The following is a 12,500-nucleotide window of genomic DNA, read 5'->3' on the forward strand; positions in this document are numbered from 1 at the left end:
ACAAACTTGCTAGCAAAAGCCAAAACTAACGTTTTGGCTTTTTTTTATAATTTTTTTAAGCTGACCTCTCAAAAAAAAATTTAGCTGTTACACTTAATTGGTAATTCAATTAAAAAGATGGAATAGCTATGCCCAATAATAAATTTAGACTAGTCACTCGCAGCGATTTTGATGGCTTAGTTTGTGCCGTATTGCTTAAAGACTTAGACCTAATTGACGATATTTTGTTTGTTCATCCAAAAGACATGCAAGATGGCAAAATAGACATTACCGAAAACGATATTACGACCAACCTCCCCTACGTTGCAGGCTGTCACATCGCATTTGATCATCACCTTAGCGAAACCGTTCGTAACTCAAGCGACATAAAAAATCATATTATTGATCCAGAAGCCCCATCAGCAGCTCGCGTAGTTTATGACTATTATGGCGGCGCTGAAAAACTTCCAAATATTTCTGTTGAAATGATGGACGCGGTAGATAAAGGCGATGCTGCTCAGTTTTCAAAAGACGAAATATTAAACCCAACCGATTGGGTCTTAATGAACTTTATTATGGATGCGCGAACTGGACTTGGCCGTTTTCGCGAGTTTAAAATTTCAAATTACCAATTAATGATGAAACTGATTGATGCGTGTAAAGATCAGAGCATCGAAGAAATCCTACAAATGGAAGACGTAGCCGAACGTGTTGCTTTATATAACGAGCATAACGAAAAAGCCAAAGAGCAAATTTCTCAATGCGCTACCGTCCATAAAAACTTAGTGGTCCTTGATTTAACCCAAGAAGAAACAATTTACGCCACAAACCGATTTGTTATTTATGCAATGTACCCCGACTGCAATATCTCGATTCATAAAATGTGGGGCCTTAAAAAACAAAACGTAGTTTATGCCGTTGGTAAATCAATCACTAACCGCAGCTCAAACACGAATGTTGGCGAACTGTGCCTTAAATACGGCGGTGGTGGCCATTTAAATGCAGGTACTTGCCAAGTAGAAACAAGTAAATCTGAAGCCGTACTTAGTGAGCTAATCAATACGATTACAAGTGATGGCTAATATTAACTTACAATAACCAGAGTCATATAATAGCTCTGGTTATTTTATTTTAGTAGAGTGAGCTTTAATCGATCTCTTTTTCATATAAATTTCTGTAATAATAAAAGAAATAATGACCTCATGTTAGATACTAAAAACTTCGAAAAAACACTTTATCAAGATACCAAAAAAGCGTTTAAAAACATTATACAAAAATACGGTAACGATCTTTATGTAATGGGCTTTTACCACACAGGTAGCTACTCACTACTTCCAATGTTTAATACCTTATCGGATTTAAAAAAAGTATTTGAAGAAGAGTACGGCAATGATGTAAGTAGTTTTTACATGGCTAAATGGAATCCAGAAGACTACCCCACGCTTGAGGATTATTCCGAATACTTTGATGAAACAACTCTAGAGTGTCAAAAACTAGAAAACAGCATTGATTTGTTTCAATCAGATATAGAAGCAATGGATAATTGGCATCAATGGCTTACAACCATGGAGAAAGTGCTCATACAATTAGATACCGAAGGAATATTTTCAAATGGTATCGAACGCGAAAAAATTACTTTAGCAATACTCGCCTATAATGAAGAAGAAAGTATTCAATTTAAAAGAATCAAACGACTTAACCCACCAACTGTTCTAGCACAAATTCAAACTGACTTTGAAGCCATGATTACAGAGCGTGAAAAATGCGAGCAAGAAGCTTTAAACGCCTTCAATTAAAAAGTGCAACACTACTACATATACGATATACACAAAGTATAAGGGAGGGAGGTTAAAATATAACTCATTGATTTTATTGGTAGCCCCTGCAAGAATCGAACTTGCAACTGCCCCTTAGGAGGGGGCCGTTATATCCATTTAACTAAGAGGCCACAAATAAGCTGTGTGCTTAGAAGTGTGAATTATAACGGCATCTGGTTTTTTATATCAAGCGACAACTGAACTTAATTGCTTGATAAGTATATATCTTCTTTATTTAGTACATAAATTGGGATTAGTTTTCGACTACTCGCGACAATTTTTTTTGTATGCGCGTTAATTACACGTGTATTTACAACAACAGCATCACTGCGATAAATTAATGTACCCGCTAATACATGGCTCGCCATTTGATCTTCGCTAAGCTTTTCAATATCACGCGAGAAAGCAAAATCACCACGACTATTTACATCTATTGTTTGAGTGGTTTTAAAATCAACCACGCCATAACCAAACTTTTGTAACTGATGAATTAACGTCTCAGATATTTGATTACCCAATTGATTACTTTTAGTAAGCGATGAATCAAGATCGACCAAGGTAGTAACGGCAATATTAATATTGGCGTTGGTATCACTTTCAAACTCAAGCGTATCAACCAAATCAAGCGCCATTTGCTCTACATAGTTAGCAAGTGTTTTATGGTGTTTAAGTGGTGTAAATTGATTGCCGTTAACATTATCTTGAGTTGATTTTTGCTCGGCTGTTTTAAGCATGCTTGCTAAGTCATAATTTACTTGTGTGGTTGAAGATGCATTCATTTCAGCACTTTCATTATTTTGAGTAAAGGCACAACCTGCTAAGTTAACTAAAGTAAAAAAAATGATAAAGCGGTTAAATAATTTACTATACATAATTATCTCACTTGCTTGCTTGTTTTAACATTATGCCATCAGTGCGATAGCTACTATTAAGCGCATCAACAACCGACTGTGGAATAAACCCTTGTGCAGAACCTACCACGGCCTTACTTTCTAGCCCAACAATACGTGCATTAACAAGTACACCACCTTGATGGTTTACAAGTGTACCGGCTAGTACATACTTAAAGTTTTGATCTTGATTTAGCTCTAAATAGTCGCGACTAAATACAAAGTCGCCTGTTGAGGTAACACGCATATAATCAGTTGTTTTAAAATCAATAACGGGTACACCAAAGCTGTGTAATTCATGCATGAAGCTTTCTGCAATTTGGTTTCCTAGTAAGCTACCATCGTTGTAGTCTTCATCTAAAAAAATAAAACTCGAAACAGCTAACGGTGTTTGTTCACTTACGTACTGTAAGTTTTCAACCATGTCTTGCATTATGCCGCGCACATAATGGTTAATATTTTTGCGCATTGGCGGTGTTGCTTTTGTGTAGTTATCTTGTGGAGCCATTCCTGACTGAAATAAGTTATCGTCAGAAACAGGTGCTGCAACGTCGCGTTGGTTACTCACCAGTTGGTTGCTTTGCTCACTTTGTGGTGTTGCGGTGTCTGTATTCATTGTGCCTAGTATTTGAGAGCAACCAAAGCCCAGTGGTAAGCATAATGTAATTAATAGGTTTTTCATTTTGTGCTCCAAATTAGTATTCGCTTCGGTATAAAAGTCCGTCACGCTGCTGAATTTTCTCATTGCCCCACATTACATTAATTGGGATCTCGGTACTTCCCGCAGAGAGCACCTGTTTATTTTCTATATTCACAAGTCGTGCATTAACTATGTATGCATGCTGCTGACGAGTCACTGTTCCTGTGATAACTAAGTCAATATTTTGGCGATTACGTAATTTACTTAAATCGCGACTTAAAATACTGTCTGAGTTTTCTGATAAAGAGAGGTTATTCCCAAGTCTGTACTCAACGGTGTGATAACCCAGTTGAGTAAATTGTGTAAGCAGACTTTCTTGGATCTGCTGACTTAAGCCTGAGGCTTGCCCTGTCACTAATTTTGTATCTAGTGCATCTGCATAAAAGAAGCTACTAACGCCAACACGTGCATTAGCATTTAATGCTCCGTTTAGGTGGTTAAGTTGCGACGTTAAATTAACTACATAGTCATTAACCGTAAAAGGAGCCATGGCTGCTTTAGGTGCATCTGTAGGCACACTTGGTTCTGGCGGCGGCACCAAGTTACAAGCAGCTAAATTTAAAAATAATAAAGGCAGTAAAAGGCGCATAATTGCCATCCTCTTCAAAACATACTGAGGATGAAGCAATTTGTATGCCGACTTAGCTATTGTGCGGTAAAGGGCTGATCTACGTAATAACTAACTAAACAATTTATATTTTGGCTCTTTAATTTTTGACAGTCACCCATAGCGTTTTTTTTGTCTATGTATGCGCCTAGCTTTAAGCGGTTATACATAACTCCTTTTACATTTATTGTTTCAACATTCATCACAAAATTATCGCCTAGTAAGCTAGGAAGCTTTTTTTGAAGTTGCCTAAAAGCTAAAGAGAGTTGTTCTTTTTGCGTTATTGAAAGCACTTGTAAAGCAAATTTAGGATCAACTGGTTTTGTTACTTGTAAATTGGAGCAATTAATTGTGTTGCTATTAACTATTTCTGCTTTTATTACTGGTGCGTTTTTCTGCTCATTTTCTTTTGCAATTGTATTGAGTTGCAATATTAGTAAGCTTAAGTCTTCTTCAATAAGTAATAAACGCGCAAGTTCTGGCTTCATATTTTGCCACTGCTGGGAGCTTATTTTTAAAGTTTCAAGTTCTTGCTTTGTTATTTTTACGTAGCTTTTTTCGTCAGTTACGTTGGTCTGAGTAGCACTACCATCAATTGCTTTATTATTCGCACAACCATAACTTAGCAACATTGCACTGATTAAAAATATACATTGAACTCTTTTCATCCTAATTCCTTTAATGGAGTATTTTATGTGTTTCAACAACACACTTTAATCCTTGCGCTTTTACTGAGTCGCATACAGAAATAAGCTCTGGCGAACTGTTTGTTGCGTACGCTAAGGCTAAAATAAATTTATTTTTAGCTTTATCATGCATATAAAAAGCTTCTTGCTGCTCTATTCGTGGTGCTATTAAACGGTAATAAATTTTTAAGATATTTAACGAACTAAAACTTCCTGCATTGGCAATGCTTCCAGTTGTTGCACTGAGCGCCTTTAACGTTAAATCAACGCCCATTACTACATCTCCTTGAGGCGATAAATTAACTGTTATATTTTGAGTGTTTTTTAGCTGCTTGCGTTGTTTATATTCATCATCAATTACTGCTTTATACTGCCCCGGTTTAAGGTCTGTAAATAAATAATAGCCATCATATGCTGCTTGAGTTTGTGCAACTTGATCCCCTTTCTCATTCAACAGCGCTATATTTGCAAAGGGTTGGATCTGTGTTGTATCACCTTTTTGTTGATAAACAACTCCCTCCACTTCACTGGCATTATTTAATGCGAAGTCCATATACTCTACAAAACCAGCCCTTGGGGTAATAGAAAAACCCTCGTTAGCTGGTATTAAAAACGGATCTTCAAAACTATTTCTATCAAGTATTATATCTGTTGTACGATTTGCTGGCATTGAAGTTAATAGCGCAACGCCGTGTTCGTCTGTAATTGCTTGACGATAATTGTGAACGCCTTTTACTTTTACGCCGGCAACGCCGTGCTCATCATCATCCATAATACCGTTATTATTTTGATCTAAGAATACGCGTAACATTAAGCTACCCGTGTTAGTTAAGCTGCGCTTAGAGACAAAATATGTATTGTGTTCAACATCAAAACCTAAGCTAAAACGGCTATAAATACCGAGCCGCCAATCATCGTTACTGTTGTAGTTTAAGTTACTCGTTAAACTAAACTTGTCGCTTTGCCAATTGAGCCCTAATTCGGCCGATTGAATATTATTACGAAGTGAATCAGTTAAAGTAAGTTCCGCTTGTAAATCTCGGCCCAAGTTGCGGCTAAACTCAGCCTCGTAACTAACAAGCTCACTTACTGGCGATATACTATAATCTATACCAAACCTTGTGTAGGTTCTCCCAAAGCGCTTTTGAAAACGTGTTGTTCCAAAAGTACTCTTAGAGCTATCGTCTTGTTGCCACAGCAATTGGTTACTTAGTGCAAATCCTGAATATGAGTAGTTGAACTGGTTGCGTACTTGTTTAAAACGCCCTCTAATATCACTATCGTCATATAGGACGTTATTTTGATAAGAAAGGCGTCCATAGGTATTATTCATTAGCCCACCAGCTAAATTTATTTGGTAGCTGTTAAAATCTTGCTGCTGTTCGTCGGTACGATTTGTAGCGCTAAAAAGTAGTGATTGTTCGGCAATTTGAGTTCGGGCTGTAAATTCAAATTCTTGTTCATTGTTATTATTTTTTTCAACATTCGCATTTAATAATAATCGGTCAAATAAGCTTATGTTGGTACCAAATGCATACTTAAGTAGATCGTCATCTGTATTTTTTTGACCTGATGTAGCAGTGTATACAGATATATTATCTGTAAGCCCTTGCTCATATCTACCCGCAATTTGCCAACCCTGCCCCTGCGAGCTTGAAACATTGTTATTTAGTAACTGCTTGCCTTGTTCAGTAACCGACAATTCATAGTTACCTTGTCCCTGCTTAAGTTGATTTCCGTCCACAAAGTAATAATCACTTTTACGCTCAACTTGACCTTGAGGCCCATAAAAAATAAGCTCAAAATTATTAGCTCCAAATAATAGGTTTATATTATCAAAAATATAACGCCCATCTGCGAGGCTAAGCTGCTGGTCTATTAATATTTCATTACGATACAGCTCTACATCCCAACCTGGCTGTATAGCACCGCTTAAGTTAATTTGATTATTGACTATTTTTCTATTGGTTACATTATTAGAAACTTTAACACCTCGGGCATACTGACTACTGTAGCTATTACCAACTTGCGTGGCGATAACATCACCAAAAGATATTTCAGTAGGCATGAAGCCGTTTTTTATTTCTTTGTCTAAGTTTTGCTTTGTAAACGTTAACCTAGAGTTGGTAAGTAAGTCAGTACTTCGTCCAGACAAAAAATACTCTGCAGATAAATACGCAAAGTCTTGAGTGCCTAAAAGTGAATAGTTCGTAGAATGCCTATCATCGCTCGCGGTAAAATTTAGTTGTAAGTCGGCAACCGGAGAAGATAGCGCTTTATATGGGCTAGCTTTCCATGGCAGCGTAGGTGGCGATCTTTTGTTAGGTGATTTAAGGTTGCGCGACTGTCTGTATCTTTGTTGTTCAACCGGTAAGGGGCTCTCTGAGCTTATAAGTAATTCTAAATCTGGGTAATCAATATTAAACTCTAGATTTAAAGCATTATGTAAACTTTGAATATCTACATAAATATCATCTTCAATGGTAATTTGATTTTTTGCTAATAAGTAGCTCTGTGTAGGACTAGTAAATACAGCGGGTGTAACCGCTGCATTTAGAAAAAGAGGTTGTTGATTTGCTCCAACACCTTGAGCAATTCGATTGCTAGCATCAACATTCATTGCAAATTGTAGAATGTCAAATAAGTCGCTTAAACTAACTTGTACACTTTGCTCGCTTTTAATTGCTGCAACTTCACCTAAGTAGTATGAGTTTAAATAAAGCGAAAGTATTAATAACTCGCCTGTGGCGATTCGCTGTTGCTGATTTTCTTTGTTTTTATAATCAATTACTTCAACGGGCTTAGTTAGCTTTAGTTCAATTGCGCGTAGTGTTGTTAAAGCATCCCCTACGGAAGAATTAGGATTAGCGATTACACTATTACTAAGCAAACTACTTATGCTTAGTAATAGTGCATACAATAAATTATTTAGCGTCATTCACTGTTAAAACATTAAGTGATTGTGAAGTTAAAGGCAGAGTGTATTGTGCAAATGTAAGGTCTTTATATTCTTGACTGCCTTCATATTTAAAAATGACTTTTCCTGTTTTATCTAAATTTTTGTCACTAAATAAACTAAGGGTTACAAACGCATTATCCACTTCTGGATAAATACTTAAATTACCAATTTCTGCAATTTTAACTTGCTCGTTATTGCTATCAACAAAGTAAGCACTTAATTTACCGTAGCTACTAAACTTACCTTCTCGTTTTATATTCAATAAAAACTGAGGACGTTGATTGCTTTCATTTAGCACTAGTTGAGCTTGCTCTATGGCAACTTCTGGCTGTTTCATGTCTTTACGTAACAAAATAGGAATGCTGTAGCTCATAATCATATTAACTTTTATTGAGCTTGTTTTATTAGTATTTTCACCAGGCAATGCTTGAAATAGAAGATGAGAGCGGTACTCACCAGAAGCTAGGCCTTTAGGTTTACGTATTGCTATTTTTACTGTTTGTTTTTCACCAGGTGCTAAACGCATTTGTTTTGGTGACAAACGTGCCATTGAACTTAAACTTTCGCTTGTAGCCTCTGCCAACTGTATGTAGCCACCGCTAGGTTGCGCTTGCTTCTCACTCCATAAAACACGATATGTTTGATATTCATCACCTGTATTAATTACTGTAACTTTAGCGGTTCGTTGGCGTTCATCAAAACTAATACGGGTTGGAGAGATAAGTAAATTTGCGTATGCATTTTTTCCTAAAATACATACACTCAGTGCGAGCAGCACTACAACTTTATAAAGCATGTTTTTCCTTTAGTAATCAATCGTAATTTCTAATTGGGTGTCAGTAATAAAACTACCATCTAAGTAACTTTGGCTAGTCCCTGTCGTTATTAAACGGCCACCTACTTTGAGTAAAAGCTCTCCAAACTCATCGCTAGTTTGCGTTCTTGGTAAATCTACTAATACAACCGAAAACTTGGCACTATTAGCTCCTAGTGCTTCACTTTGCAATGTAGAGTCACTCGTTTTGTTAAACGATATTTGAGTAAGGGGAGGTAAATCGGTAAATAAAAGTTCTGCGGGATTACCCTCAGTTAATACGTAAATATTACCAAATGTGGTTGTTTCACCTTCATGGCTAATGGTTATAGAGCTTAAGGTATTATTTTGAGGGATAACTAAAGTGCCAAAATTAAGCGCTTCTTGTTGTATGCTTGCGCTATAGGCTTGCTCGCTAAACATTAACGAAAGCCAAGCAGAAACATACAAAAAGCGCATTGTTTGTTTAAACACTAATTAATATGACACTTCAATATTAAAGCTACCAGAATACTCACCATCAGGGTAATCCACACTTGATGCGTTTGATGAAGTAGAAAGAGTCGCGCCTATATTAAATGATACAGCGCCATCAACACCAGCCTGTAGGTTGGGCGTAGCACTTGTATATAATCCACCAGCATTAGTACCGCTCGTTATAAAGTAAGTCCAAGTACCTACAGTAAAATCAGGTTCATTCAACCCTTGACCAGCTAAAGGTTGTACTAAAGTATTTACTGGGTCGCTAATGGTTAAAATAGAATTTGGTACTACATCTGACACACTAAAAGCACCCGCTTCACCACCTTCAATTATTGATATAGTTGCCACATTACCAGCAGCGTCGTCTTGCGAGGTAACATTAGTTGCATCAGGATCAGGATTAATTGTAAGCGTAGCTTGCAGATTGCCTGTAGGATCTGAAATAGCACGAATAGTACCAAAATTTAAATCGTTATCTTTTGTGAGTACTACAGCATTTTGTACCGTTACTTTCGCTTCAAATGACTCTGTAGCAGCATAAGTGCTAAACGAGCTGACCACGGTGGCTACAGCTAATGCAGATAAATAAAACTTCATGCTAAATCCTTATAAGAAAATGGGCTTTATCAAATATTTGCCCAACTATAGTTAGTATCGACTATTAGTACAAATACTTTAATACTATATAAGTTTAAAAGGCCTAATTTATTAATTATATTGGCTTTCCGACAAAAGCAGCAATATTACATGCTTGATCAAGCTGATTAGCTAAATAACAAAACGCACTTACTTGAGCATCGTTTTTAAATGGACCTACACGTAATCCATACAAAGTCATATTATTATTTTTACGTTCAAACATAGTAAAATTAAATTGAGTAAATGCACTGGGGTATAATTGCTTAAGCCTTTCGACTCTTGCTTTAACAAGCTCTGGCTTTAAATACCAACCAAGCTGTGCTCCAATTTTAGTTTCATCTGTTAAGGTGAGTTCTGAATTTTGTAAGTTTGGTGTTTTTACTTCGGGAGTGTTATTTAGTGCCGTCGGTTCCAAGTTCTGTGAAGGCTGATTACCATAGGTGATATCGGTTTTATTTTGCATGAGTAAAGGAGGGTTTTCAGTTAATTCACTTCGAGACGATAACGCCATAATTAACAGCTGTAAATCATCTTCCATAGCAGTTAAACGACCAATGCTTTCTTGCTGTAAGTGCCACTGCGAAACATACTCTTTTACTTGTTTATCAGTAATTAAAGAATGCTGCACGCTCTCGTTATTTACAGTTGCGCTGCTACATCCATATAAATAAAAAGATAAGAATAAAACTGATATTAAATGACAAGACTTAAAATACCGCATTGCAAAATGCACTCTACTAACCAAGATAATAAATCAAAGCAAATTTTGCGCCACTTTATAGCAACTTTTTAATTAAGTAGTCTATTTTGAGGTAAGAAAAGCCATATCGATAACAAGGCAAAATTTCATCATTTAGTTGGTATCACTAATTGTTGCTGCATTGCTCTAACTCCGGCATACATGCCGTCGTATATCAAAAATTATTAGCGAAGTTAGCGTCAGGTCTAATCCTTCAAATTGATTAGGTATTATTGTAGATTGATATTACATGCTGTGCGCTAAAGCTTTACTGGCTTATCAGTGTAGTTACTTACTATGCAATCGAGTTTGTACAGTTTGAATACGTCACAGTCTGCTTTTGCATTTTTAAAGTTTTGGTAAGAGCCAAGTTTCAGCCTGTAAAACATTTTGTCGTTTATTTTGGCGGTTTCTACGTTAGTCAATATTTTGTCTCTAAACAACGGCGCTGCTTTAGCATTTAGCTCTTGCCATGCTTTAGCCACACCTTGCTCGGAGTCAACCGAAGCTACTTGCAAAGCAAATACATGTTTAGGTGTATTTAATTTTACAGTTTGTTTTTTATCACTGTAGTTTTGTTTAGCTTGTTGGCGTGACTTAACATTGCGTGTGTTTCGTGGTGAGCGTACAGACTTGCTGCTGTACCCTTGATTAGACTGCGCAATAGCTTTGCTGTTTATAATATCAATATGATTTACGAGGTAAGTTATTTCTTTTTCTAATCTTAAAATTCGCTCTATGCCTTCACGAGCTTGTTGCCACTGCATTGCGGCATCTTTTAGCTGAGCAAGTTCAAGGGCTGTAATTGATACGTAGTCAGGCGAGTTACTTTGAGGTTGTTCATCAATGGTTTTTATTTCAGGCGAGACGCTGCATGCTGTACCAAATAAAAGCATTAGCAAGCTAAGTAAAAGCCCAATGTTATTTTTTTTATATATAAACATGTATTAGTTGTCCTGAAAGCAGTGTTTTTACACTACATTTCAGTTAAACATTCTCACAAGAAAGCGTTTAACTTTATTTAAGCTGAGAGCCATAAAACTAGCTCTTCGCATGCTTGTCAGTGTTTCGTAAAACACAACGTTGCATACTCCATCCCTTCCTTGAGAGCATTATTTAATACAAATTCAATGCCAATTAACACAAACTTTACAACATAAATAACAATATGTCTGTAATGACTTAAAAACTTTTATTTTAGAGCTATTCCTTTTCTAATTTTGATCCTGATAAAACTCATAAAAAAAGGCGCCGATATAGGCGCCTTTCATGTTTTCGTTAACTGTTAAATCAGTTTTTTGATAAATGATTTTAATTCATCGGCAAATTCATCGCGACGAAGTGCAAATTCAATCGTTGCCTTTAAGTAACCAATTTTACTTCCACAATCGTGGCTGCGGCCTTTTATAGCGTATGCATCTACTTTTTCGTGTTCCATTAACATCGCAATTGCATCAGTTAATTGAATTTCGTCGCCTGCACCTTGCGGAGTTTTTGCAAGTAACGGCCAGATATTTTCGCTTAATACGTATCGACCCACTACAGCTAAGTTTGATGGAGCTTCATCTACTGGCGGCTTTTCTACCATATTAAATATTGGCGAGCTTTCACCTTGCTTTAAGTCAACATCACCTAAATCAACCACACCAAACTGGTTAACTTGTGCCATTGGTACTGGTTCTACCATAATTTGACTGTGCTTGGTTTTCTCAAAATTAGCGATCATTTCTGCTAAGTTATCTTTTTTAAGATCGCTCTCTACATCATCAATAATTACATCTGGTAAAATAACTACAAACGGTTCGTTACCAATAATAGGCGCTGCACAACTAATAGCGTGGCCTAAGCCTTTTGCTTCACCTTGGCGTACGTGAATAATGGTTACGTCTTTAGGGCAGATTGCTTGCACTTCGGCAAGTAATTGCCGCTTAACACGCTTTTCTAAAGTAGCTTCTAGTTCAAAACTTGTATCGAAGTGATTTTCGATTGAATTTTTACTTGAGTGCGTCACTAACACTATTTCTTTAATTCCTGCAGCAACGGCTTCGTTTACTACATATTGAATTAAAGGACGGTCTACCACTGGAAGCATTTCTTTAGGAATTGCTTTAGTGGCTGGTAACATACGAGTACCAAGGCCCGCTACTGGGATCACTGCTTTCATTTTATGTTTTCCTTAATCTTTTA

Annotated in this window: 13 protein-coding genes and 1 tRNA gene; 2 read left to right on the forward strand and 12 right to left on the reverse strand. The window is 36.7% G+C overall.

Going from position 1 to position 12,500, the window contains the following annotated elements:
* Positions 1-128 precede the first annotated feature (128 nt).
* Both L659_RS0106435 and L659_RS0106440 read left to right on the forward strand, forming a co-directional pair.
* Positions 129-1,061 carry an exopolyphosphatase gene (locus L659_RS0106435; RefSeq protein ID WP_024589978.1) on the forward strand — a complete coding sequence of 311 codons (933 nt, stop codon included), beginning with the start codon at positions 129-131 and terminating at the stop codon, positions 1,059-1,061.
* Between the two features lie 120 nt (positions 1,062-1,181).
* On the forward strand, positions 1,182-1,775 hold the full coding sequence (locus L659_RS0106440) for a DUF4303 domain-containing protein (RefSeq protein WP_024589979.1): 594 nt from the start codon (positions 1,182-1,184) through the stop codon (positions 1,773-1,775).
* A 77-nt stretch (positions 1,776-1,852) separates the two neighbouring features.
* Here the strand turns inward: L659_RS0106440 and L659_RS0106445 are convergent.
* From L659_RS0106445 to galU, 12 genes are all read right to left on the reverse strand, one after another.
* Positions 1,853-1,927, reverse strand: a tRNA-Arg gene (locus tag L659_RS0106445).
* Positions 1,928-1,999: 72 nt separating this feature from the next.
* Complete coding sequence (locus tag L659_RS0106450; RefSeq protein ID WP_024589980.1) at positions 2,000-2,668, reverse strand: FlgO family outer membrane protein; 669 nt, start codon at positions 2,666-2,668, stop codon at positions 2,000-2,002.
* A gap of 7 nt (positions 2,669-2,675) precedes the next feature.
* A complete protein-coding gene (locus L659_RS0106455) occupies positions 2,676-3,368 on the reverse strand; it encodes a FlgO family outer membrane protein (RefSeq protein ID WP_024589981.1) in 693 nt (230 codons plus the stop codon).
* 13 nt (positions 3,369-3,381) lie between these two features.
* Positions 3,382-3,975 (reverse strand): FlgO family outer membrane protein, encoded by a 594-nt coding sequence (locus tag L659_RS0106460; protein WP_007583140.1) that lies wholly within the window; start codon positions 3,973-3,975, stop codon positions 3,382-3,384.
* A gap of 56 nt (positions 3,976-4,031) precedes the next feature.
* Positions 4,032-4,661 (reverse strand): SPOR domain-containing protein, encoded by a 630-nt coding sequence (locus L659_RS0106465; RefSeq protein WP_024589982.1) that lies wholly within the window; start codon positions 4,659-4,661, stop codon positions 4,032-4,034.
* A gap of 10 nt (positions 4,662-4,671) precedes the next feature.
* Positions 4,672-7,569 (reverse strand): MSCRAMM family adhesin SdrC, encoded by a 2,898-nt coding sequence (locus L659_RS0106470; RefSeq protein ID WP_225305789.1) that lies wholly within the window; start codon positions 7,567-7,569, stop codon positions 4,672-4,674.
* 34 nt (positions 7,570-7,603) lie between these two features.
* A complete protein-coding gene (locus L659_RS0106475; protein WP_024589984.1) occupies positions 7,604-8,434 on the reverse strand; it encodes a fimbrial biogenesis chaperone in 831 nt (276 codons plus the stop codon).
* 9 nt (positions 8,435-8,443) lie between these two features.
* Positions 8,444-8,926 (reverse strand): DUF4402 domain-containing protein, encoded by a 483-nt coding sequence (locus L659_RS0106480; protein ID WP_024589985.1) that lies wholly within the window; start codon positions 8,924-8,926, stop codon positions 8,444-8,446.
* Positions 8,927-8,929: 3 nt separating this feature from the next.
* Positions 8,930-9,532 carry a DUF4402 domain-containing protein gene (locus tag L659_RS0106485; RefSeq protein ID WP_024589986.1) on the reverse strand — a complete coding sequence of 201 codons (603 nt, stop codon included), beginning with the start codon at positions 9,530-9,532 and terminating at the stop codon, positions 8,930-8,932.
* 115 nt (positions 9,533-9,647) lie between these two features.
* Positions 9,648-10,202 carry an SPOR domain-containing protein gene (locus L659_RS0106490; protein ID WP_024589987.1) on the reverse strand — a complete coding sequence of 185 codons (555 nt, stop codon included), beginning with the start codon at positions 10,200-10,202 and terminating at the stop codon, positions 9,648-9,650.
* A gap of 371 nt (positions 10,203-10,573) precedes the next feature.
* Complete coding sequence (locus L659_RS0106495) at positions 10,574-11,257, reverse strand: SPOR domain-containing protein (protein ID WP_024589988.1); 684 nt, start codon at positions 11,255-11,257, stop codon at positions 10,574-10,576.
* A 341-nt stretch (positions 11,258-11,598) separates the two neighbouring features.
* The gene (gene galU / locus L659_RS0106500) at positions 11,599-12,477 is read right to left on the reverse strand and encodes a UTP--glucose-1-phosphate uridylyltransferase GalU (RefSeq protein WP_024589989.1); all 879 of its coding nucleotides are present in this window, start codon (positions 12,475-12,477) and stop codon (positions 11,599-11,601) included.
* Positions 12,478-12,500 lie beyond the last annotated feature (23 nt).

This window comes from Pseudoalteromonas sp. S8-8 (genome assembly GCF_000497875.1).
Lineage (GTDB): Bacteria > Pseudomonadota > Gammaproteobacteria > Enterobacterales > Alteromonadaceae > Pseudoalteromonas > Pseudoalteromonas arctica.

Coding starts and splice junctions, on each gene's coding strand:
- L659_RS0106435 (WP_024589978.1), top strand. CDS start 129: ATGCCCAATAATAAATTTAGACTAGTCACTCGCAGCGATTTTGATGGC.
- L659_RS0106440 (WP_024589979.1), top strand. CDS start 1,182: ATGTTAGATACTAAAAACTTCGAAAAAACACTTTATCAAGATACCAAA.
- L659_RS0106450 (WP_024589980.1), bottom strand. CDS start 2,668: ATGTATAGTAAATTATTTAACCGCTTTATCATTTTTTTTACTTTAGTT.
- L659_RS0106455 (WP_024589981.1), bottom strand. CDS start 3,368: ATGAAAAACCTATTAATTACATTATGCTTACCACTGGGCTTTGGTTGC.
- L659_RS0106460 (WP_007583140.1), bottom strand. CDS start 3,975: ATGCGCCTTTTACTGCCTTTATTATTTTTAAATTTAGCTGCTTGTAAC.
- L659_RS0106465 (WP_024589982.1), bottom strand. CDS start 4,661: ATGAAAAGAGTTCAATGTATATTTTTAATCAGTGCAATGTTGCTAAGT.
- L659_RS0106475 (WP_024589984.1), bottom strand. CDS start 8,434: ATGCTTTATAAAGTTGTAGTGCTGCTCGCACTGAGTGTATGTATTTTA.
- L659_RS0106485 (WP_024589986.1), bottom strand. CDS start 9,532: ATGAAGTTTTATTTATCTGCATTAGCTGTAGCCACCGTGGTCAGCTCG.
- L659_RS0106495 (WP_024589988.1), bottom strand. CDS start 11,257: ATGTTTATATATAAAAAAAATAACATTGGGCTTTTACTTAGCTTGCTA.
- galU (WP_024589989.1), bottom strand. CDS start 12,477: ATGAAAGCAGTGATCCCAGTAGCGGGCCTTGGTACTCGTATGTTACCA.